The sequence below is a fragment of the Stratiformator vulcanicus genome (genome assembly GCF_007744515.1).
Classification (GTDB): Bacteria; Planctomycetota; Planctomycetia; order Planctomycetales; family Planctomycetaceae; genus Stratiformator; species Stratiformator vulcanicus.
Map to the genome: position 1 here is coordinate 2,154,158 of NZ_CP036268.1, position 20,977 is coordinate 2,175,134.

At 58.7% G+C, this 20,977-nt stretch carries 19 protein-coding genes and 1 tRNA gene; 11 read left to right on the top strand and 9 right to left on the bottom strand.

The annotated features are described in order from the left end of the window. Positions 1–113: 113 nt before the first annotated feature. The 5 genes from ffh to Pan189_RS08380 all read right to left on the bottom strand — a co-directional run bounded on the left by ffh (position 114) and on the right by Pan189_RS08380 (position 5,480). Positions 114–1,625, bottom strand: a complete 1,512-nt coding sequence (gene ffh, locus Pan189_RS08360; RefSeq protein WP_145363476.1) for a signal recognition particle protein — start codon at positions 1,623–1,625, stop codon at positions 114–116. A 187-nt stretch (positions 1,626–1,812) separates the two neighbouring features. Then, positions 1,813–2,715 carry a hypothetical protein gene (locus tag Pan189_RS08365; RefSeq protein ID WP_145363477.1) on the bottom strand — a complete coding sequence of 301 codons (903 nt, stop codon included), beginning with the start codon at positions 2,713–2,715 and terminating at the stop codon, positions 1,813–1,815. A gap of 176 nt (positions 2,716–2,891) precedes the next feature. After that, the gene (locus Pan189_RS08370; RefSeq protein ID WP_145363478.1) at positions 2,892–3,479 is read right to left on the bottom strand and encodes a hypothetical protein; all 588 of its coding nucleotides are present in this window, start codon (positions 3,477–3,479) and stop codon (positions 2,892–2,894) included. Between the two features lie 426 nt (positions 3,480–3,905). Continuing rightward, positions 3,906–4,304 carry a hypothetical protein gene (locus Pan189_RS08375; RefSeq protein WP_145363479.1) on the bottom strand — a complete coding sequence of 133 codons (399 nt, stop codon included), beginning with the start codon at positions 4,302–4,304 and terminating at the stop codon, positions 3,906–3,908. A 3-nt stretch (positions 4,305–4,307) separates the two neighbouring features. Further along, a complete protein-coding gene (locus tag Pan189_RS08380) occupies positions 4,308–5,480 on the bottom strand; it encodes a hypothetical protein (RefSeq protein WP_145363480.1) in 1,173 nt (390 codons plus the stop codon). Between the two features lie 514 nt (positions 5,481–5,994). Between Pan189_RS08380 and leuC the strand changes: the two genes are divergently transcribed. From leuC to surE, 4 genes are all read left to right on the top strand, one after another. Next, positions 5,995–7,416, top strand: coding sequence for a 3-isopropylmalate dehydratase large subunit (leuC, locus tag Pan189_RS08385; RefSeq protein WP_145363481.1), 1,422 nt, complete (start codon positions 5,995–5,997; stop codon positions 7,414–7,416). 18 nt (positions 7,417–7,434) lie between these two features. Continuing rightward, complete coding sequence (locus tag Pan189_RS08390) at positions 7,435–7,899, top strand: retropepsin-like aspartic protease (protein WP_145363482.1); 465 nt, start codon at positions 7,435–7,437, stop codon at positions 7,897–7,899. 56 nt (positions 7,900–7,955) lie between these two features. Further along, entirely contained in the window at positions 7,956–8,567 is a 612-nt protein-coding gene (locus Pan189_RS08395) for a 3-isopropylmalate dehydratase small subunit (protein WP_145363483.1), read from the top strand. 159 nt (positions 8,568–8,726) lie between these two features. Continuing rightward, positions 8,727–9,467, top strand: a complete 741-nt coding sequence (gene surE / locus Pan189_RS08400; protein ID WP_145363484.1) for a 5'/3'-nucleotidase SurE — start codon at positions 8,727–8,729, stop codon at positions 9,465–9,467. Here surE and Pan189_RS08405 read toward each other — a convergent pair. Next, positions 9,464–10,537, bottom strand: a complete 1,074-nt coding sequence (locus Pan189_RS08405; RefSeq protein ID WP_145363485.1) for a hypothetical protein — start codon at positions 10,535–10,537, stop codon at positions 9,464–9,466. The genes surE and Pan189_RS08405 overlap by 4 nt on opposite strands. Positions 10,538–10,745: 208 nt before the next feature. Here Pan189_RS08405 and Pan189_RS08410 point away from each other — a divergent pair, with 208 nt between their 5' ends. After that, complete coding sequence (locus Pan189_RS08410) at positions 10,746–11,411, top strand: thioredoxin family protein (protein ID WP_310821251.1); 666 nt, start codon at positions 10,746–10,748, stop codon at positions 11,409–11,411. 35 nt (positions 11,412–11,446) lie between these two features. Here Pan189_RS08410 and Pan189_RS08415 read toward each other — a convergent pair whose 3' ends face one another. Both Pan189_RS08415 and Pan189_RS08420 read right to left on the bottom strand, forming a co-directional pair. Next, on the bottom strand, positions 11,447–11,878 hold the full coding sequence (locus tag Pan189_RS08415; RefSeq protein WP_145363486.1) for a hypothetical protein: 432 nt from the start codon (positions 11,876–11,878) through the stop codon (positions 11,447–11,449). 135 nt (positions 11,879–12,013) lie between these two features. Then, positions 12,014–12,095: transfer RNA gene (locus Pan189_RS08420), tRNA-Leu, on the bottom strand. 572 nt (positions 12,096–12,667) lie between these two features. On the opposite strand from Pan189_RS08420, the gene Pan189_RS08425 reads away from it, so the two are divergent. The 4 genes from Pan189_RS08425 to Pan189_RS08440 all read left to right on the top strand — a co-directional run bounded on the left by Pan189_RS08425 (position 12,668) and on the right by Pan189_RS08440 (position 17,619). Continuing rightward, complete coding sequence (locus tag Pan189_RS08425) at positions 12,668–13,981, top strand: beta-ketoacyl-[acyl-carrier-protein] synthase family protein (RefSeq protein WP_145363487.1); 1,314 nt, start codon at positions 12,668–12,670, stop codon at positions 13,979–13,981. Positions 13,982–14,355: 374 nt separating this feature from the next. Further along, positions 14,356–15,804: a UDP-N-acetylmuramate--L-alanine ligase gene (gene murC / locus Pan189_RS08430; protein ID WP_310821252.1), complete on the top strand. Its 1,449-nt coding sequence runs from the start codon at positions 14,356–14,358 to the stop codon at positions 15,802–15,804. Further along, positions 15,761–16,639, top strand: a complete 879-nt coding sequence (gene murB, locus Pan189_RS08435; protein ID WP_145363489.1) for a UDP-N-acetylmuramate dehydrogenase — start codon at positions 15,761–15,763, stop codon at positions 16,637–16,639. Before murC ends, murB begins: the two co-directional genes overlap by 44 nt. After that, positions 16,636–17,619: a D-alanine--D-alanine ligase family protein gene (locus Pan189_RS08440; protein ID WP_310821253.1), complete on the top strand. Its 984-nt coding sequence runs from the start codon at positions 16,636–16,638 to the stop codon at positions 17,617–17,619. Before murB ends, Pan189_RS08440 begins: the two co-directional genes overlap by 4 nt. Positions 17,620–18,203: 584 nt before the next feature. Here the strand turns inward: Pan189_RS08440 and Pan189_RS08445 are convergent. Continuing rightward, positions 18,204–18,692, bottom strand: coding sequence for a hypothetical protein (locus tag Pan189_RS08445; RefSeq protein WP_145363491.1), 489 nt, complete (start codon positions 18,690–18,692; stop codon positions 18,204–18,206). A gap of 460 nt (positions 18,693–19,152) precedes the next feature. Here Pan189_RS08445 and Pan189_RS08450 point away from each other — a divergent pair, with 460 nt between their 5' ends. Both Pan189_RS08450 and map read left to right on the top strand, forming a co-directional pair. Continuing rightward, a complete protein-coding gene (locus tag Pan189_RS08450; protein WP_145363492.1) occupies positions 19,153–19,857 on the top strand; it encodes a zinc ribbon domain-containing protein in 705 nt (234 codons plus the stop codon). Positions 19,858–20,072: 215 nt separating this feature from the next. Continuing rightward, complete coding sequence (gene map / locus Pan189_RS08455; RefSeq protein WP_145363493.1) at positions 20,073–20,885, top strand: type I methionyl aminopeptidase; 813 nt, start codon at positions 20,073–20,075, stop codon at positions 20,883–20,885. Positions 20,886–20,977 lie beyond the last annotated feature (92 nt).

A 20,977-nucleotide genomic window follows, 5' to 3' on the forward strand; every position in this document is an offset into this window, starting at 1 on the left:
GCCTTCGATTTTGTCGCCCCTGCGTTGATCCACCGGCTTCAAACTTCTGTCACTCATCCTCTGTCTGATCTCGCTGGGCACTAGCGAACGACTCGCCGACGTCCGGTACTCGCTCACCGCTTCTTCTTCCGCTGTTTCTTGGCTCGCTGACGTTCTTTCTTCTTCTTCTCTCGCAAACTGGCTTTGTCCTGCGGGCCCCGTTTGCTGCGCTGCTTGTCTTGCGCGATTCGACCGCCGGGGTTGGCGGCCGCCTGACCGGCCATCTCCTGCACGGCCTTCATTCTGTCTCGCATGCTGCCTTTTTGCGAGATGCCCTGCATCGCGCCGGCCATGCCTTTGAAGTCTTTGAGCAACTTATTGACGTCGGCCGGGTCGCTACCGGCTCCGCGGGCTATGCGATTGCGTCGGCTGCGGTCGATTTGGTCCGGGTTGCGACGTTCGTCGGGAGTCATCGCGTCGATGATGCCGCCGACGTGTCGCAATTCCTTTTCCATATCGACGTTGGGGTCGAGGTCGGCCATCTGACCCATGCCGGGAATCATTTTCATGATGCTCCGCATGGAGCCGAGCTTCCCGATCATCCCCATCTGCTTGCGGAAATCGTTGAGGTCGAACTTGCCCTCAGCCATTTTCCGCTGGGCGTCTTCAAGCTCTTCGCCATCGAACTCGCGCTGGGCCTTCTCCAGCAGCGTGCCCATGTCCCCGCCACCGAGGATCCGCTGCGCCATTCGCGTCGGGTGAAATGCCTCAAGTCCGTCAAGCGTTTCGCCCGTTCCGATGAACTTAAGCGGGACACCGGTCACGGCCCGAATCGACAACGCCGCACCGCCGCGCGTGTCACCATCGGTCTTGGTGAGGATCACGCCGTCAAGTTCGAGGGCATCATTAAACGCGATCGCGCTGTTGACGGCATCCTGACCCGTCATTGCGTCGGCAACATAGATGGCCGAATCGGGAGCGCATTTATTGTCGATCTGACGCAGTTCGCGCATCAGGTCGTCATCGACGTGCAGACGACCGGCCGTATCGAGAATGACGACCTGGGCCCCGGACTTCCTGGCGTGCTTGACGCCGTTGCGGCAGACCTGAACCGGACTGCTGCTCGCCGGGTCCTCGGCGTAGACTTCGACGTCGAGCTGACCGCCGAGCGTCTTGAGTTGTTCGATCGCCGCGGGTCGCTGAAGGTCGGCCGCGACGAGGACGGTTTCAAGCTTCTCCTGCTTGAGCGCCCGCGCGAGCTTGCCGCAGGTGGTCGTTTTACCCGAACCCTGCAGGCCGCACATCATAATGACGGTCAGGCCGTCGCGCTTCACGCCCAGTTCAGCCGACGTGGGTCGCGGCGAGAACTCCGATTCCCTCGGATCGCCGCCGAGCAGGAGTACCAACTCCTGATAGACGATCCCGACAATCTGTTCGCTCGGGCGGAGCGACTTAAGCACTTTGTCGCCGACGGCCTGCTCGGTGACCCGCTTCATAAAGTCGCGGGCGACATCGTAGTTGACGTCCGCTTCGAGCAGCGCCTGCCGAACCTGCTTCATCCCCTCGCGGATGTTCGCCTCATTGAGGCGTCCACGGTTGATGGAGGAAAAGGCGTCGTTGAGTTTTCCGGTGATCGAGTCGAACATCGGACCAGTTCGGCACTTAGGTCAATCGTCGGCAACCGGCCGACAACAAAAGAGTTCCCGCGGGGCAGACCGGGATCGCGAATCCCGAGCGGGGAATCACGTAGCATATCGGGGGGGATTCGATCGGGCAACGGAACCGACAACATCGCAATGCCGTTTCGCCGCGACCTTCGGAAAGCGCCGCGAACTAACGCCCCTTCGCCGCCAATAGGCTTGGGTCGTGTACATCGGCGAGGACGGCATCGGCGAACTCTTCGCGGCCCTGCTTTCGCAGCGCCGCAGCCAAGTGCAGTCGCCAGGCATCGGCGACGTTTCGCGTGTCGGCCCGTTCGATGATTCGCCCGGCGCACTGCTCGACGCGGTCGTAGCGGTCGGCATGGGCGAAGGCCATCACGGCGCGCTGCAGCAGATTGAACTCCGAGTGGTAGTCGATCTTGCTCGGATTCGCCGCATCGAGGTTCGGCAGCAGATACGCCTCGGCGACAAGTTCGGCGAGTACATAGTCCTTCTGCTGAAGGACCGCCGTCGACATGATGCGGGTCACGATCCCCAGCCCGCTGCGTCGAACTCGCAGGTCGTCCTGCGCGAATAACTGCTCGGCGATGCCAAGGTGGCGGGCCATGATCAGGTAACGGTCCTTCTTCTTTTTCGCCGCGGCGAACTCCTTGACCGCGTGCCACGGGTTGGCGGGCTCTCCCTCGGGAATGCTCACCCGAGGCAACTTCCGCAGCCCGGTCTCCCGCAGCAAATGCTCTTCCACCTGCCGCTGCACCTGTGCCAACTCAGCCCCGGCGAGCGGAACGAGGGGAGCGGGCTTGGGCGCGACCGGCTCCGGCAACGGCTGCGGTTCATCCAACGCCGGCTCAACCACGGCAACCGGTTCGCTCGTCGCTTCCTCCGCCACGACCTCTTCCGGCTCCGCGACCGCCGGCAGCTCAATCATCCCCGCCGGCTCAGCCACCGGCGGCGCCGGCTGCACGACCGAAGGCGCACCATTATTAGTCGTCGGGCGAGCCAAGTGAATCGCGACACCGCCGATGAGACAGAGGGCGATGACTGCGATCAGGTTTCGGAGGGAGGGGGTGAGCATACGTGGTCAAATAATTGAGGAAATGGCGATGTGACGTAGCCAGGTTCAAATTAAAAAACACGGCGGCATATACATGCAGCTATAAGATATCCGTGTCCCGATTAGCCTCCCGCCAATCATTTAAAATGAAAGCTGACACACTATTGAAGACGGCAATTTCGGCTGCACATGAATTGTTACTCGCCTTTGATTCGCTCAATAAGGACATAGCCACGGCGTTCTTCACTGTCAGGCACAATATCTTTGATTTTTAGTCGGCGTACGACTTCACCGCGTTTTGCGAAAGTGATTTGATCGCCGATTCGAAAATCTGTCACCACACGGTATTTAGAATAGTCTCTTACGCCTCCCGGGACGGGATGCAGGATTCGAAGTTCCACGCGATGATTATTTTCAATCTTCTCAGGTGAAATAAGCGATCCGCCGAGACCACCCACGAAATCGATTTCTGCGTATGCCGGTAATGCATATTGGCCGGGTGGCAAAGCTTCACCGTTTCCTTCAGTCCGCGAAATCTTCAAATAGTTGTTTGCGCCGCCTCCGCTGATGAGGTCGACGCGGTAAGAATAATCTAGTATCGGGATCGTCTCTCCGGCTTTTGCTACATATAAGCGTGTTCCAAATGTGTCATCGGATGCGGATTTGACCCAATCGGACACTTCACCTCGCGCCTTGTACGCGTTAATCGAAAATCCGAAACTCGCTTCTTTGCGACTATCTGTTCCCGCGACTGATCCGAAGACACCAGGGAAAATTTCATCCAATTCACCTCCACGAAATGCGCTAGGAGACGTGACAACTCCGCTCTTGTACTCATCTTCGCCGAGACAACTGTTATGGGCGAGCAAGTAGAATGCGATGACGCAAACAGAGTGTTGTATGAGAACAGCCTTAGGAGTCATCTTTTTCCTTATTCTAAATTTCCAATAGTGTAAAGTCGACGATCAGTTCGTGTAGCTTAGTGTCCCGAACCCGGACGCGATGTCCAGTTTTATGTGGATTCGTCAACTCAATACTGTCAAATCCCGCGTTTGGTGATGCGACGAAGCCGTTAACAACATATTCATGCGACCTGTATAGTGTGTCGTCACTTGCCTCAAACTCGATGTCCGGCTCTTGGGGCAGCCCATCTGCTCGTGTGCCGACAGTGATCGCCCAGGAATGTCCTTGAGAGACGTCAAATATGTGAATCAAAATGCGAAACCACTAACATCGGTCTTAGTGTGCTCGTGGACTTCTGGGTTAAAGTCGAGCGGTCCTTTGAATTCAAGATACTTTTTCCAAAGCAATACCGTTTCGTCCCACAGTTCGTCTAGGGTGATGTCGCCGTTTTTTTTATGGATAAAGCTCGTAAAAGAATCGGCGTCACTACCGATCATTCCAGCGTACGTCGAGTAGCGGCTCCGACGCGCTGGTGACGAATTCGGGAATGCTTGCGCGCAGCGATCTTCGAGCATATCAATCAGTAAGAGTTTCTCATCGAGTGCATTCGGGGATGACGCATACATTCGCGGCCGCTCCAGCGAATTCGCCTGATACGCCTGCATTTCCCGTGCGATGTAGGTGAAAGGTATGTTTTGCGTTTCCATGTCTTAGCCCGTGAATGGGTCGGTTAAATCAAAACCGGTTGTCGGCTGAAGATTCAATGCTCGCAGCATTTTCAGATAGGCGGCTTGAGTCATTCCCTTCGGCCCGGTGAGGGCATCGTAAATTCTGCCGTTTGACAAGACTGCCTGGTGAAACCCCCGCCGAGAAAAAAGAGTTACACCATCTTTCAGAAAGAAGAATTGCGCACCACCTGCATCGCGAATCTCAATGATTCTAGCATTCGCCCCCGTCGCGACGAACATTTCTCTGACTCGGTAGGCAACTTCATTACAACGCATCGCCTGCGGAGGAATCTTATTGAAAAGTTTCGTCATGTAGCCGGCAACAGGGGCCAAACCGGCCAAGCTGCCTCGTGTCAAGAGCGCAATTTGAACTCCGTTATTCCGTGCCACTTCCGCAATCTTCACGGCCGTCTGCCAGTTGCCGCGACGAACAGCATGCCAGAAGGTTTGCGTGACACTATCCAACGCCACGAAATCACTGCCAAGCTTCGTGCCAGTCGGATCGATAAGTGTAGCCTTCAAATATGAGTAACCGTAGGTGTCTGCTGGTTCGGCTAGGTTTCCGTAGAGCGAAGAAGATTGAAAATCGATTGACGACACCGAGAAGGGGACGCCCACCGGGACCGGAGCCTGTCGATCTTCGTCGTGCCAAATTTCGAGCGGTGGACCAGTGACGGACAGCAACAAAGAACACCCTTGCATCCCGTCTGGAATTGTTAGGGTCAACGCAAACAACGTAGGCAGGTCGTCTGTCGTTGCTGGGCCAGCGATCGGAGCGCCGGGGGTTTTTGCCTCCAAATGATCAACAATTGTCGAATTCAGATCGACTCGCTTGAGTTCATCCAAGTCCCCACCAAACGCGATCAACGTCACCCCGTCGACATCCTTGTTTCCTGTATAAAACAAGTTCCGGTAGTCGATTGTGATACGATAGCTGTGGCCCGGTTCGAATTGTTTGCCGGCATATTTCAGCGATTTGCTGAGAGTGCTGAGCGGCTGGCCGTTCGCGGTGTTGTCGAAGTCTTCGTCCGAGTCGCCGGTGCCGAGGTCTTCCCACGTGAATCTCACGCCGTCATCGCTGAAGGCGGCGACTTCGACGTTTTTCGAGCCGGAGACCGTCAGCTCGACCGAGAGCGTCTGCCACTCGACCTGCATACTGTTGTGCCCCAGCGCGGTTTGCGTCCCCGCATCCTTCCCCGATTTCGCCAGATTGAAAAGTTCTTGGGCGACCGCCTTGACACAATCGCGATCGGCCCCGTCGCCGAGCGAGACGAGCAGGTCGCCGCTCGATCCGCCAGGGACCGTCGAGGCGAAAGCGTTGGCGGAGACGGTAAACGTTACGACCGCACAGGCAGCGGCGGCAATCAGGATTCTTCGCATCACGGACCCGGGAATAATTAGCGGTGGGAACTTTGCAGGAGGTGGGCGATACTCTTGTGTAGTGGTCGGATATGCAAGTGGAAAAATATGAAGTTTTGATTTGTGCAATATCTTCCGCTTACGGGATGCGGTGCGGTTGCTGCGGAAGGCGTGACGATCCCGGCGTTGTCCGCTGCCGTTTCGCGGGTCGAGCGGCTATACTGGGAGGAGCCGACTTCCTCGGGGCGATGTCCTCGGAGGGCACGGTCGAATTCCGTTCTGTTCGCCACTGAAACTACGCAGAAACTCCATGTCCGACCGACGCAATCTGTTCAACAAAGTTTGGGACCTGCACGCCGTTCACGAGTTGCCGAGCGGGCAGACGCAGTTGTTTATCGGCCTGCACCTGATCCACGAGGTGACCAGCCCGCAGGCGTTCGGCATGCTTCGCCAGCGCGATCTGACGGTGAAGTATCCCGACCGCACCATCGCGACGGTCGACCATATCGTGCCGACGGAGAATCAGGCCCGGCCCTTCTTCGACTCACTCGCCGAGGAGATGATGGTCGCGATCGAGAAGAACTGCGACGAGTTCGGCGTCCGGTTGCTCGACATCGACAGCGGCGATCAAGGCATCGTGCATGTCGTGGGGCCGGAGCAGGGGCTGACGCAGCCGGGCATGACGGTCGCGTGCGGTGACAGTCACACGAGTACGCACGGGGCGTTCGGGGCGATCGCCTTCGGCATCGGCACCAGTCAGGTCGCGCAGGTCCTCGCGACGCAAACGCTGCCGATGAATCGGCCGAAGGTCCGGCGGATCGAAGTCAACGGCGAACTTCGCCCCGGGGTGTTCGCCAAAGACGTGATCCTGCACATCATCCGCAGGCTCGGCGTGCAGGGGGGCGTCGGTTACGCCTACGAATACGCCGGCGAGGTCTTCGACGCGATGACGATGGAAGAGCGGATGACGGTCTGCAATATGAGCATCGAAGGCGGGGCCCGTTGCGGCTACGTCAATCCGGATGAGAAGACGGTCGAATACATCCGCGGACGGAAGTTCGCTCCGCAGGGGGATGACTTCGAGGTTGCCGCGAGTTGGTGGACGAGTCTCGCCTCGCCCCCCGATGCGGAGTTCGACGACGTCGTGACCTTCGATGCGGCCGACATCGAACCGACCGTCACTTGGGGTATTACGCCGGCCCAGTCGGTCGGGGTGAAAGAATCGGTCCCGGCTCTTGATGACGTCCCGGACGATGATCGCACCGTGGTTGCCGAGGCCATTGAATTCATGGGCTTCGAGCAGGGACAACCGATCGCGGGGACGCCGATCGACGTCGCCTTCATCGGTTCTTGCACGAATGGGCGGATCAGCGATCTCCGGCAGGCCGCGGAGATCGTGAAGGGACGCAAAGTGACGGATGGCATTCGGGCGATCGTGGTCCCCGGATCGCAAAAGGTCCGCGAAGTCGCGATGGCCGAAGGGCTCGACAAGATCTTCGAAGAGGCCGGCTTCGAATGGCGGGAAGCGGGTTGTTCGATGTGCTTGGCGATGAACCCCGACAAGCTGAAGCATCGCGAGGTTTGCGCTTCTTCGAGCAACCGCAACTTCAAAGGTCGTCAGGGCCATCCCACCGGCCGCACCCTGCTGATGAGCCCCGCCATGGTCGCCGCCGCGGCAATCGAAGGGAAAGTGACCGACGTGCGTGAGCTGATGGAGATGGCGGAGGTTTGAGCCGAAAGGGAGTTAGCTATGTTTGAAACCGAAAAATTTGAACTCCCCGTGCGAGTCAACGAGATAGGGCGCGTTGTTGTGCCGGCAATATTCGAAAACCTCGACGATTTACTTTCCGTTCGCCATGGAACCATGGACGAGCAAGACATCAGGCGGATGAAAATTTCTGAGGCGCTTGTTGATACGGGAGCGTCGCGAATTTCAGTGCCGATCGAATTTATTGAACGACTTGGCCTTAAGCGTCACAAGGAAGTGTCGCTACGAACTGCTAACGGTTGGAGAAAAACGGGGATGTACGAACTCGTGAAGGTCAGCGTTTTCGATCGAGAAACGTTCTCCGAAGTCATTGAACTCCCTTCCGGTTCACCCGTCCTGATCGGTCAGTTGCCGCTGCAGTCGATGGACTGGGTGATCGACATGAAAAATGAGTGCCTTCGTGGCAATCCGGAACACGGCGGGGAGTGGATGGATGAAGTTTGGTAATGCTTGTCCCAGCTTTTTGGGCCGTCAAAACGAACTAACCAATAACGATTAACGACATGAGCGATTCCTCCATTACCTCGATCACCGGCACCGCGATTCCGCTGTTGCTGGATGATATCGATACCGACCGGATCATCCCGGCGCGGTACCTCCGCTGCGTTACGTTCGACGGGCTCGGCGAGCATGCGTTTCGGGACGACCGGGAGTCGCGGGATGATCATCCGTTCGATCATCCGCACCATGCGGACGCCGAAGTGCTCATCGCCGGTCGCAATTTCGGATGCGGCTCGTCGCGTGAGCACGCCCCGCAGTCGCTGATGCACTGGGGGATCGACGTGATCGTGGCGGAGTCGTTCGCCGAGATTTTCTTCGGCAACTGCACGTCGCTCGGCATTCCCTGCGTGACCGCAGCGCGGGCGGACCTTAAGAAGCTGGAAGAATTCGCGAAGGCTTCTCCGAAGACCGAGTTCACCGTCGACCTTGAAACACTGACCGTCAAGGCGGGAGACATCGAAGTCTCCTGCCACATGCCCGATGGCCCACGCAAAGCGCTCATGACCGGCCAGTACGATGCCCTCGGCCAGCTCCTCGAGACAGCCGACGACATTGAAGAGACGGCGCAGACGCTGCCTTACATGACTAACTTCGCTCATCCGACGGTTTCCTAGAAGCGATTTCAATACCATCCAGAGGCGCAAGCCGATGGTCGATCAACCAGCGATTTTCCCGACGGCTGGCGCCTCGGGCTTGTATGACAGACGAATTGAAATTGCTTCCAGGCTGAGGCAAAAGTAAGAACCGATCATTCTCAGGCCGACAATCTCGCGATGAAGTTCCTGCTGACAAATGATGACGGCTACGATGCCCCCGGTCTGGCTCTACTGCGTAGAGCGGCTGAGCAATTCGGGGCGGTCACGTCGGTCGCGCCACTGGAACATCATTCCGGCTGCGGGCATCGGGTGACGACCGATCGGGAATTATCGCTCGTCGATCGCGGCTCGGGTGACTTCTCCCTCGACGGGACACCGGCCGACTGTGTTCGGATCGGGTTGTCGCACGTGGCCTCCGATGCCGAATGGGTGCTGGCCGGCCTGAACGATGGCGGCAATCTCGGAGTCGATACTTATATTTCCGGAACGGTCGCCGCCGCCCGCGAAGCCGTGTTGATGGGTCGTCCGGCCATTGCGTTTTCTCGCTTCAAACGCGGACGAAGCAACGAATGGGAGCGATTGAACGATTTTCTGCCCGGCGTACTTGAGCGACTGAGAGATCGGCCGTTGCCTTCCGGCCATCTTTGGAACGTGAATTTCCCCGATCTGGAGGACCTCAGTTCCGAAACCCGGATGGTCGACTGCCATTTAGAGCCGGCGCATCTTCCCATCGATTTCACCCGCAAAGGCGACGCCTTCCGGTATCGCGGAGTCTATTCGGAACGACCGCAGACACCGGGTAGCGATGTGGCGGTCTGTTTCGCCGGGAACATCGCGGTTTCGCTGATTCCGGTATTGGCTGCCCCGATGTCGACTCCCGGACATGAGGCAAAATTCGAACCGGGTAAGCAGAGCTAGGTCCGGGGCAAATCGGCTTCGCTTGTCTGTTCCGATTGGATTTTGGCGAGAAACTCTTCGGGCGACTCCTGCGGAATGTCGCGAAGCGAATCGAGTTCCTCCTCCGACGCCGTCGTGAGCCGTTCGATATGCTCCTGCTCAAACTTTCGGTCTTCGCTTCGAAATCGCCACAGGAAGACGGCGATTGAAAGCAGCGCCACCACCACGAAGCCGACGACGTACGGGGTGATATCGAAGCGTTCGATGGGTGTTGCGACCGGAGCCGGGCGGCGTTCGATTGTCTTGGCGAGGACTAATGGTGCGACGTGCAATCCGCCGTTCGAAGCATAGCCCTGTCGCTTGAAGACGTAGCCGACGGCTTCGATGTCGATTCCGTCGCCGACCGACTCCCCGACCGGAATATCGGATGCAAGGCCGGTCGCGATCAAATGCACGGGATTGTTGCCCGATTCGGGAGTGAAAACCCAGACGTCGAAAAGCTGTTCGGTCGTCCGTTCGGCTTCGCTATCTCGAAGCTTGAAGGGGGCAATCCGCCTCGCGGTTCCCGAAACGCGAATGAGTCGACCGCGATAGTGATCGGTTTCGATCATCAGAACCGGGAAGGAGACATCGGTTGCGGCAGCCGACTTCAGAACGGTGTCGTCGCTGGCCCGCAAAATATCGAGGGTCTGCAGGTAGGCGTCGCGTTCGTCGTTTCGAATGTTGAGCGTGTCGTCCTCGACGCCGGCGAACATGGCAGCCGGTAACTGTGACAATGCCCCGCGCTTCGTGCGATCAACAACTTCGATTGCGGAAGCCGGCAAAGACCGCTCGCTGACAAATTCGCCGCCGCTGGCTGCACGGACGCCGTCGAGCTGCACGTTGAATCTGACATCGTCGAGCGCAGGACCCGCTTGTGCGGTGACGGGGTTTTTCTGCTCGGCGGGGAACATCCACCACCAGAAATCGGCCTCGGCGGTGACCTTCATCGCGATCAGAATGAACGCCAGCCCACCGACGAGTCGGAGCAGCCGAAATTGATCACGGCGATTGAGCCACGGGTTCTGAGATCGGTTTGAGCGAAACCGCATCGGTGAATTTTTTGTATTTGGTTGCGGAAGGCCGCGTGCGGCCCAGAATCGAAGCGTTAATTCGATCGTATGCTGCCGGCACGCCGCCTTCAATCAGCAAAGAGATTGCAGAAAGTGCGGACGCAGAAATGCTCGACCCCGATTTTTTGACGATTATTCTTCGCGACGATTGTTCCGATGTTCGTTCCGCTTAGAGGGAAGATCGCTGATGAAAGCTGTAAAGCCGCCGCGAATGTCGATCTGCGTCGTTCGGCACGTCTTGGCCACTCTTGTTTGCGCGGCGAGCTTGGGGAGCGTGACCGGAAACGCGTGCCGGGCCGGAGAGTACAATCCGACGCTCTCGATCGGAGACGCCGCACCTTTGTGGAAGCCGCTACCCTCGGCCGACCGTAAACAATTCGGAAGCAAAGATTTCGCCGAATCGAAAGTGTTGCTGGTCGCGTTCACCTGCGAGACATGCCCCTACGCGACCGATTACGTGAAGCGGCTGACGGCATTTTCCGAGCAGGCGGCAAATAAGAAGTGGCCTGTCGCGATCATTGCCGTCAATTCGAATGCGACGCCTCGCGATCAAATCGACGCGATGAAGCGTCGCGAGCCGGCCTATCCGTTTCCCTATTTGAAGGACGAATCCGGTGAACTCGGGAAGGCTTTCGGAGCCACGAGGACCCCCGAGTTCTTCGTGATCAATGCCGAGCGTAAAGTCGTCTACATGGGTGCATTCGACGACAGCACCGATCCCGAAAAGGTCACTCAATCCTACGTGGCCGATGCCGTCGCCGCGGCATTGAAGGGGGAGTCGCCGGAAGTGACGGAGACCGTTCCGATCGGCTGCAACATCCGCTATCCGCGCCGTCGCCGGCCCCGAGATTGAGCGACGTCATCGACTCTCTTGAACCTGCGATCGGATTAACGGTCGACAATCAGCGGATCGGCGCCACGACGAGACCGCAGCCAATTCAAGGTGCGAAGGACTCGTGGGATCGAAACGAGCCGACGCTCTGCCGCCCGTTTTCCGGGGAAGTCGACGAGCGTCAGCCCGATGACCAGCGCGACGAGACCTTGCCCCGGTCCGATCAGCATGACGACCGCGAGGCAAAGCACGAGAATGCCGAACAGATTCTTGAGAATCCGCAGCAGTAGTAGCCCGTGATGTCCGGCCCGCCAATGGTCCCACGGTGACGTGGCCTCGCGGACAAAATAGTCGGCCGGTAGCGCGGCGATCACCCACGGAACCGACACCAGCGTACCAATTCCGAGGACAGCGGAAGTGATCACAACGCTCCACACCGTTGCCGGGTGGGCGGTCATCCAATCCGTGATCTGCTGCCAGACTTCCACAAGCGACAGCTCACCGAGCGATTGGTGTCGGAAGAAATGGAACTGCGACTACTGAGCGAACGTCGTTGAAAGTCGAACCAACCGGTTCAGATTACGTTGGTCGAAACCTGGTCGGCTCAAGTCGCGGTCAAAAATTGGGGCTGACAGGAATCGAACCTGCACTCCCGAAGGAACGGGAACCTAAATCCCGCGCGTCTGCCAGTTCCGCCACAGCCCCGTGGCCTGTTTGCTCAATGGAATCCTATTCTGGAAGGCGTTTTGACGAAAGCGAGAAGCTCTGCCGCCGAAAATGTTTCGAATTCGCAACGACGGCGGAACAGGCCCTTTCCGCAAGGTTGACCTCATTAACCTATGTTACCAATGGCTTTACGCGATCGTTTGCATCGAGCCGTGTTTACGAGAGTCCCCTTACTCTCCGCAGAATCCGCAAATTGCCCCGGAACTGCTTGACTTCCCGGGCTTACCTACATGTAATTTAGTTGGGTCAAGGCACACGGAACCTTCCTTTGAAATCTCGGGATTACGTGAATCGCCAAAACTGTTAAGACGTGTCAAATCGTGACTTGGTTCGCTTCGGTTGGTCATCGAATGCGTTCTAACGATTTGCTCAGGTTTTCTGAGCAGGTCACTTCGGAATGACGATTTGTACGGTGTTGGCATCGGTGATTCGCCTGCGACTTGGTCGGTCGCGGTTATTTCGTGATTTCGGTCCTGTTTTCGGGGCCACCTTCCACTGGGTCTTCTCCAACGAACGACAAGGCCGTGTCTTGTCGATCGGGAGAATTGGGTATGTCTGGGTCACATTCTGTAGTCGGGTCAGAGCCGCGGCGCGTCGTCGTCAGCGGGATCGGGGTCGTTTCGCCGATTGGTATCGGCGTGGACGCGTTCTGGGATAGCCTCGCGGCTGGTCGGTCGGGCATCGGATATCTCTCGGCCTTTGCGACTGAGCACCTGCCGACTCGGCTTGCCGCCGAAGTGAAAGATTTCGATCCGCTCCGCTTGATCCCCGAGAAGCGCAAATATCTGAAAGTGATGTCGCGAGACGTCCAATTGGGCGTGGCCGCGGCGACGCTGGCCATGGAAGAGGCGGAACTCGTTAAGGGTGACGTCGATCCCGCGCGTCTGGGCGTCGTCTTTGGTGCCGGTCGGATGTCTCCCGACCCGAGCGGACTGTTCCGGGCCGTCTCGGCGTGCCGCGCAAATGGTTCTGACGAACTCGACCTGTCACGGTTCGGCAGCGAAGGGCTGGCGGAAATCGAGCCGCTTTGGCTGATCTCGCAATTGCCGAACATGGCGGCCTGTCACGTCTCCATTGATTACGACGCCCAAGGCCCGAATAACACGATCACCTGTCGCGAAGCCTCTGCTCTGCTTGCCTTGGAAGAATCCGTCCACGCGATTCGTCGAGGTCGGGCTGATGTCATGATCGTGGGTGGTTGCGGGTCGGCGATTCACCCGGTCGATATCGCTAAACTCAGCCTCTACGACAGCCTTTCGCGACGAAGCGACGATCCGGCTCATGCCTGTCGCCCGTTCGATTTCGAGCGGGACGGAACGATCGTCGGTGAAAGCGCTGCGGCGTTTGTCGTTGAAGATTACGAACATGCTCGCGCCCGTGGAGCCGATATCTTCGGCGAAATTCTCGGCGTAGGCTCCGGGTGTGACGGCAAAGGCTTCGCCAACGGAGCGTCCGGCATGGGATTGGTCCGGGCCATCAATTCGGCCATCCGCCAGGCACAGATTGGACCGAAGGACCTGGGGCATATCAACGCCCATGGCAAGAGCACCCAGCGTGATGACCTCGTCGAAGCGCGGGCCTATCACCGCGCGTTGGGCGATTCGGCCGATGTGTTGCCTCTGACCGCTCTGAAGAGCTACTTCGGTCACTGTGACTCAGGTAGCGGGGCTGTGGAATTGGCCGGAAGCCTGCTCGCGATGAGGCACGGGGCGCTGCCTCGTACGCTCAACTACGACACGCCCGATCCGCGATGCCGACTTAATGTCGTGCATGACGAACCATATCGGTTGCGAACATCCGCCGCATTGACGGCGAATCGGACGTCATCGGGTCAGAGCGTCGCGGCCGTCGTCCGCGCCGTCTGATCTCGGCAATCCGATTGATCTCGACAGCCGGATCGTTTTCTAACCCTGATACGAATGCTTGCCAGCAAGCTCAGCGTTCTGCCGAAGGCTAATGAGCCGCGAAGGCGTGCTCTGAGTTGGGCATGTCGAAGGGTCGATTTGGTCGCGATCTGATGAATTGCGATCGACGCCGAAGTTCAGGCCAGCCAAGATTGCCCAGTTTGCCCGACCGCAACGACCGTCGCGACCGCGGGAATCGTCGGAGTGGTCGCGATCGTTTTGATGATCATGTTTAATCCATCCGGCCCGACCGTCGATAACACGAATCGCAGTCGGACGGTCGGAGGTTTCCCGTCCGTCGTCACACGATGCTTTTATGGAAGACGCCGCCACGGATGGTGACCGACAATACTCTCCCTGCCCCGATCGATTTCTCAGCCGACAGCCTCTCGAAGCGAGGCGGCGCGGCTCATCTCGTTGGCATTGGTGGCGCCGGGATGAAATCACTGGCGGAACTACTGGGCGACGCCGGTTGGACGGTCACGGGCTCCGATCTTGATGAGTACACATTGTCGGCGATGCGCGACCGGGGGCTGCGAGTCTTCGACGGCCATGACGATGCGAATCTGCCGGAATCGCTCGACCTACTGATTCACTCATTCGCCGTCGACGGTTCGAACCCGGAGCGTGAAGCGGCGGCTCGCAAAGGGATCCCTCAGTTATCATACAGCGAGGCCATCGGGTCGCTGATGCGATCTCGCACCGGGGTGGTTGTCGCGGGAACGCACGGCAAGAGCACAACGGCCGCAATGACGGCCCTCATCCTGCGGCACGCCGATCTTGATCCCTCTGCGGCAATCGGTGCGGCACTGAAGCATCCAGCCGGACCGCGTCCCTTGGGATGGTACGGCACCGGTTCGAAGTTCGTCGCTGAAGGCTGCGAGTACGGGTCGAACTTTCTGTCGCTGCATCCGACCTACGCGGCGGTCCTAAATGTCGAACATGACCATCCGGACTGCTTCGCGAGTTTTGACGAGGTGCGAAGTGCATTCGCAGCCTTCGTTGCCCAAGTCTCAGCGGACGGTGCGGTCGTCCTGAACGCAGATGACTCCAATTGTGCCGCGTTGGCCCGCGAGGCGCAGTGCCGCGTTGTCAACATCTCGAATCGGCCTCACAGCGGATTGTGGATGGGCGACATTCGACCGACCCCTGAAGGCCAACGGTTCCGGGTGTTTGAAGGCGATCGATTTCTGGGCGAAATCCCGCTGCAAGTCCCCGGTGAGCACAACGCATTCAATGCACTCGCCGCACTGGCGCTTTCGCTGGAATGTGATGTCCCGTTTGCGACGTCCCGCGAAGCGCTGTGGGGATTTGAAGGATTGTCTCGTCGATTCGAAGTGCGCGGATCGTGGCGCGGGCGGATCCTTATCGATGACTATGCACATCACCCGACGGCAGTCGCCGCGGCGATCCGGACCGCCCGAGTGATGTATCCGGAGCGTCGCGTGTGGGCGATCATGGAGCCGCATCAGGTGTCGCGCTTGGATATGTTCTGCGACGACTTCGCGACGGCGCTATCGGCGGCGGACGAGGTCATCGTCGCGCCGGTTTTTCGAGCTCGCGAGTCGGATTCCGATGCGGCTCTTTCGGCTGAGCGATTGGTGTCGCAAATAAATCGCAGTGGCACAGCGGGGTGTCTGATCGAGTCGCTTGACCGCATTGTGACGACTTTGGACGATGCTACCGCGCCGGGTGATGTGTTATTGACGCTCGGAGCTGGAACGATCGACCGAGTGCACGATGCCATTTCCCGACGACTTCGCCGACATCACGTTGCAGGATGAGCCGCTGGCTCCTCACACCTGGCTCAAAGTGGGCGGCCCCGCCCAGTTCTTTGTCGAGCCGAGGGAGGTTGATGAGTTGCAGCAGATCGTCCGGGCCTGTCACAAGCAGAGCATCCCGGTCCGTTTGCTGGGTGGTGGCTCCAATCTCTTGATCTCTGACGACGGCGTCAGCGGAGCGGTCATCCGATTGCCGCGTGACAACTTCGGCTCGTTCGAAACGGAAGGGGGCCGAGTCCGTTGCTCGGCCGCGATGCCGTTGTCGCACCTGGTCTCTCGGACGGTCAAGCAGGGGCTCGTCGGGCTGGAGGCATTGACCGGCATACCCGGGACGGTCGGCGGGGCACTGCACGGCAACGTTGGAGGGCGACAGGGTGACATCGGTCGCTTCATCAGACGAGCGACCGTCATGACGATTGCCGGCGAGATATTTACCCGCACGGCCGATGAACTCCAATTCGGTTATCGCGAAAGCAGCCTTGATGAACTCGTCATTCTCGATGCCGAGTTGGAACTCGGTACCGGCGACCCGGACGAGATCGCCAAGCGGATGCGAAAAATTTGGATTGCGAAAAAGACATCGCAGCCGTTCGCTTTCCAATCCGCAGGTTGCATCTTCAAGAATCCAAGAGGCAAGAGTGCCGGAGAGCTGATCGATCGGGCCGGTCTCAAGGGGACGCGGATCGGCGGAGCGACGATCAGCGACCGTCACGCCAATTTCATCATCACGGACGACGGGGCGACGGCAGACGATGTCTCTCGGCTGATTGATTTGGCTCGCTCGAAAGTCGCTGACCAGCTCGGCGTCGAACTCGAAGTTGAAGTCAACCGTTGGTGACGTCGGCGGAAATTAAACGCCTCGCGCAGATATTGCGGAGTCGTCGCGTCGTCGTGCTTGCCGGCGGTTGCTCAGCCGAACGCGAAATCAGTCTGCTCAGCGGAGCGTCAATCGAAGTCACTCTGCGTAGAGCGGGAATCGCAGCAGACGTTGTCGATCCCGGGACCGACGAATCCGAAGCGTTTCGAGTAATCGATGAGCTTCGATCAAGCCGCCCTCTCGTTTTTGTCGCACTGCACGGGGCGTTCGGCGAGGATGGCCGGATTCAACAGCGTCTGGAGCGCAACAAGGTTGCGTTCACCGGGTCGGCTTCGGATGCATCGCGGATCGCTTTCGAAAAGTCGCGGCTGAAGACCCGTTGGGTCGCCGAAGGGGTTCGCACCGCACCCTTCGCGGTCATTGGTCACGATTTCGTAGACCGTCTTGATTTGGATTCAATCTGGCGGCAGTTCGGCGGCAAGGCACTGGTCGTCAAGCCGACCGCTTCGGGATCGAGCCTGGGTGTCGGGCGGGTCGATCGGTTCAGCGACTTCGCTCCTCGAATTCACGATGCCCTTCGCTTTGGATGCGAAGTAATGGTCGAGCCGTTTCTTGCGGGACCGGAATGGTCCGTCGGCTTCTACGACTCGGACTGTATCGGCGTGAACCGGATCACCACGGACGAGACGGCTGGCCTATTCGACTATACTCGCAAGTATTCCAGCGTGGCGTCCCCGTTCGAGCCGATGTCGCCGTCCGCGTCGGGCATTCCCGTGGGACTGATCCCTCTCGCAAAGGATGCAGTCCGCTCGGCGGGAGCGCGGGGGATGTCACGTGTTGACGTGCGTGAGGATTCGTCCGGGCAAATGTTCGTCTTGGAAATAAACACCGTCCCCGGCTTCTCAGCAAAGAGCCAGTACCCGCGGATGGCTGAAACGTCCGGCATTGGTTTCGAGTCGCTCTGCATTCGGGCGCTCGGCGATTGCATACTCGGACATTGAGGCAATTGCCTTGTGCTTTCCGGTAAACGACCGGGGCGAAGCACCGCTATGTCGCGGCGTGATGCGTCGGCAGCAGCGATTGCCGGCTCCTATGTCGAGCTCAGGCATGAAAACGCTCGCGCCGATCGAGTGTCGATCGTTTGCTTGTGGGTCGAAGAGTCTTGGGGTCGGCACTGGCGAAAACGCCTCTCGCGATCGGCCCGAACAAACCGGAACTCCAACCAAAAACGGCAGAGTTGAAAAGTCGAGCCGCAATACAACCGCTACAACCGGACTAGGTGGAATCACAGGGGGACGAAGGCGCGAAATCAAGCGTTGGGACTTCGGACACCGTTTGCATCGGACGAAAACAGAGACAGACATGGCCCACATTTTCAGACGGGCCCTCTCGGGTGTTCCTGGTCGAACCAAGAACACAAGTTCCGGGAGTTCCTCACGGCCGTTTCGTTCCCGCGAAAAATTCGAGGAGTACACGGAGAGATGAAGTACCTGACCCTGACTGCTGCGATCGCGCTGTGTTGTGCCGGATTTGGCACAGCTGACGCCGGTTTGCTCGACATGTTCAGCAAAGACAAAGGCTGCGGCTACGACTGTGCCCCGGCTTGCGAACCGACTTGCTGTGCTCCCGTTGAGCCGACCTGCTGTGCTCCTTGTGAGCCGACCTGCTGCGCTCCCTGTGAGCCGACCTGCTGCGCTCCCGTCGAATGCTGCCCCACCGAATGTGGTGGATGCAGCCTGAAGAAGAAGTTCAGCCTTCCGAACCCTTTCAAGGGTCTTGGCGGAATCTTCAAGAAGAACAAGGGCTGCGGCTGCGACTGTGCGCCTGCTTGTGAGCCGAGCTGCTGTGCTCCTGTTTGTGAGCCTAGCTGCTGTGCTCCTGCTTGCGAGCCGACCTGCTGCGCTCCTTGTGAGCCGACCTGCTGTGCTCCTTGTGAGCCGACTTGCTGCGCTCCGGCTGAGCCGACCTGCTGTGCTCCTTGTGAGCCGACCTGCTGTGCTCCCTGTGAGCCGACCTGCTGTGCTCCGGCTGAGCCGGAATGCTGTGCTCCTTCGGCTTGCCACTGAGCCTGCATAGGTCACTGACTGCTGATTGCGTCACGTGATCGGCCAACTAACTCTTGGCCCTTCGCGAACGAAACCCGTCGGTTCGACCGACACCCGTGGGGCCGTGCCCGGGAAGGTCCCCCTCCCTTCCCGGGCCGGCGCTCCCGGACCGATGCCCGCTCAACGGCGTGTCACGGTCGGCCACGACGCTACGACGAACTGATCACTTCCCAACGACGCCGGAACCGCAATGGCCCGGCGTCTTTCTTTTTGCGCTCGTCGATGATCGATAGCGGCAATGGCCTTGCTTGGCGAAGTCGGAAGCGACTCGCGGCCGGACGATCAGACGCGCGTGACTTTCGACGCGAATGCGTCCATGATGGCCCTCGGGGCGATTGATCATTTCAAAGTGAGTCCATTGACTGGACGCCATGATAGCTCGACCGGCCGCGATGACCTTGCCGGCTGCTCTCGTGACGGAGTGACTTGATGAGTGAGACAGGCAGCGCGCTACGGCGGTTGCATCAGATTTTGACAGCAATGCACCGCATTCGGAGCGAGATCGATCGCGGCCCGAGACTCGTTCGCGTTAAGAAAAAGCTGGCGACGGAGAAAGCGGCTCAGATCGATGAACTCAAGGGCAAACTGACCGACGCTCGCAAGTTTGCCGATCAGAAACAGTTGCAGCTTCGATCGAACGAGGACAAGATTCTCGCGCTGAAAGGGAAGCTGAACGAGGCTTCGAGCAATCGCGAGTTTGACGCGGTCAAGTCGCAGATGGAGGCCGACCAAATGGCCAACAGCGTCCTCGAAGACGAGATACTTGAAACTCTCGAGCGGGTTGACCTGCTGGGAGAAAGCATCAGCCGCGTCGAGGGCGAGAAGCAAGAGGCGGAAGAAGAGGTCAAGAAATTTGAAGCGGAAGTGAAGGCGAAGCAGGGGGACCTGGAGAGCGAGCTGGCCCAATTAGCGCTTGAATTGACCGAGGCGGAGAAAATCATTCCGGACAAGCTGCGCGTCGACTACCGTCGCTTGATCGAGACGCACGGAGCGACGTCGCTGGCACCGGTCGAAAACAAAGCCTGCACCACCTGTTCCACGATGGTTTCGCCGCAAATCGCGATAGATCTCAACGTCGGGAAATTTGTGTTCTGCCGCTCCTGCGGGCGATTGCTTTACAATCCAGAAAGTTGACGTTGTCTGGCGGCGGGCACGATCCGCTTATGTCAGCGAGTGGGACGACAGGCCCTCTCGCCATTTGGGTTTGCGGAGGCATTTCGACTCTGCGTTCCCGTCAAACGTGCCGTTCAAATTGGAATGCTTGCAGTTTCCGTCGCCGCGTTGCACCGCCGGGGGACCTGCCTCAGAATAGTCCGAACTCCATTCCGGTCCGCAGGGATGTACGACTGATGACGCAGCAATTGGCGCCCCCCGCCGGAGCCCCGATCTATTCCGGGGTGGAAATCGAAAAGCTCCGCACCGCGTGCCAGTTCAATGCCGAACTGCTCGATCATCTCCGCGGGTACGTGCTGCCAGGGATTTCGACCGAAGAACTCGACGAGATCGCCTACGACTACACCGTCGACCATGGTCACAAGCCGGCCTGTCTGGGATATCAGGGATACCCGAAGACGATCTGCACCAGCATCAATGACGTCGTTTGCCACGGGATTCCGAACGAGCAAGACGTTCTCAAAGATGGTGACATCGTCAACATCGACGCCACGACGATTGTCGACGGTTGGTACGGCGACAGCAGCGAGACCTTTCTCGTCGGCGAGTGTGCGAAGTCGTCACACCGTCTCGTGCAGGCGGCGTTTGATGCGATGCATGTCGGCATCAGGGCGGCGCGACCGTACGGGACGATCTTCGACATCGGTCGCGCGATATACCTGTTCGCGAAATATCGCGGCTACAGCGTCGTTCGTGAGTACCAAGGCCACGGCCTTGGGACCGAATTCCATCAGGAACCGGGAATCCCGCATTATCCGCATCCGTCCGGAGCCAAAGAAATCCTGCGACCCGGCATGGTCTTCACCATCGAGCCGATGCTCAATCAAGGCCGGTGGGAGACTCGCAAATCGGGCAATCACGAATGGTGCATCCGGACGACCGATCGCAAACTCTCGGCCCAGTTTGAGCACACCGTGGTCATCACCGAAGAAGGGGCCGAAATCCTGACGCAGTCTCCCTTTGGTCCGAAACCGGGATATCGGTTTTGAATGAGCTGTCGGCTCTTAGCTATCAGCTCTCGGCATCTGGCGAAGAGTAAATTGACATGAGGCAGTTGATCGACCTTCGCGTGGCCCCTGCG

Excerpts from the sequence above, each read along its gene's own strand:
- ffh (WP_145363476.1), bottom strand. The coding sequence starts at position 1,625 with ATGTTCGACTCGATCACCGGAAAACTCAACGACGCCTTTTCCTCCATC.
- Pan189_RS08365 (WP_145363477.1), bottom strand. The coding sequence starts at position 2,715 with ATGCTCACCCCCTCCCTCCGAAACCTGATCGCAGTCATCGCCCTCTGT.
- Pan189_RS08375 (WP_145363479.1), bottom strand. The coding sequence starts at position 4,304 with ATGGAAACGCAAAACATACCTTTCACCTACATCGCACGGGAAATGCAG.
- Pan189_RS08380 (WP_145363480.1), bottom strand. The coding sequence starts at position 5,480 with ATGCAGGTCGAGTGGCAGACGCTCTCGGTCGAGCTGACGGTCTCCGGC.
- leuC (WP_145363481.1), top strand. The coding sequence starts at position 5,995 with ATGTCCGACCGACGCAATCTGTTCAACAAAGTTTGGGACCTGCACGCC.
- Pan189_RS08390 (WP_145363482.1), top strand. The coding sequence starts at position 7,435 with ATGTTTGAAACCGAAAAATTTGAACTCCCCGTGCGAGTCAACGAGATA.
- Pan189_RS08395 (WP_145363483.1), top strand. The coding sequence starts at position 7,956 with ATGAGCGATTCCTCCATTACCTCGATCACCGGCACCGCGATTCCGCTG.
- surE (WP_145363484.1), top strand. The coding sequence starts at position 8,727 with ATGAAGTTCCTGCTGACAAATGATGACGGCTACGATGCCCCCGGTCTG.
- Pan189_RS08405 (WP_145363485.1), bottom strand. The coding sequence starts at position 10,537 with ATGCGGTTTCGCTCAAACCGATCTCAGAACCCGTGGCTCAATCGCCGT.
- Pan189_RS08410 (WP_310821251.1), top strand. The coding sequence starts at position 10,746 with ATGAAAGCTGTAAAGCCGCCGCGAATGTCGATCTGCGTCGTTCGGCAC.
- Pan189_RS08425 (WP_145363487.1), top strand. The coding sequence starts at position 12,668 with ATGTCTGGGTCACATTCTGTAGTCGGGTCAGAGCCGCGGCGCGTCGTC.
- murC (WP_310821252.1), top strand. The coding sequence starts at position 14,356 with ATGGTGACCGACAATACTCTCCCTGCCCCGATCGATTTCTCAGCCGAC.
- murB (WP_145363489.1), top strand. The coding sequence starts at position 15,761 with ATGCCATTTCCCGACGACTTCGCCGACATCACGTTGCAGGATGAGCCG.
- Pan189_RS08445 (WP_145363491.1), bottom strand. The coding sequence starts at position 18,692 with ATGCAGGCTCAGTGGCAAGCCGAAGGAGCACAGCATTCCGGCTCAGCC.
- Pan189_RS08450 (WP_145363492.1), top strand. The coding sequence starts at position 19,153 with ATGAGTGAGACAGGCAGCGCGCTACGGCGGTTGCATCAGATTTTGACA.
- map (WP_145363493.1), top strand. The coding sequence starts at position 20,073 with ATGACGCAGCAATTGGCGCCCCCCGCCGGAGCCCCGATCTATTCCGGG.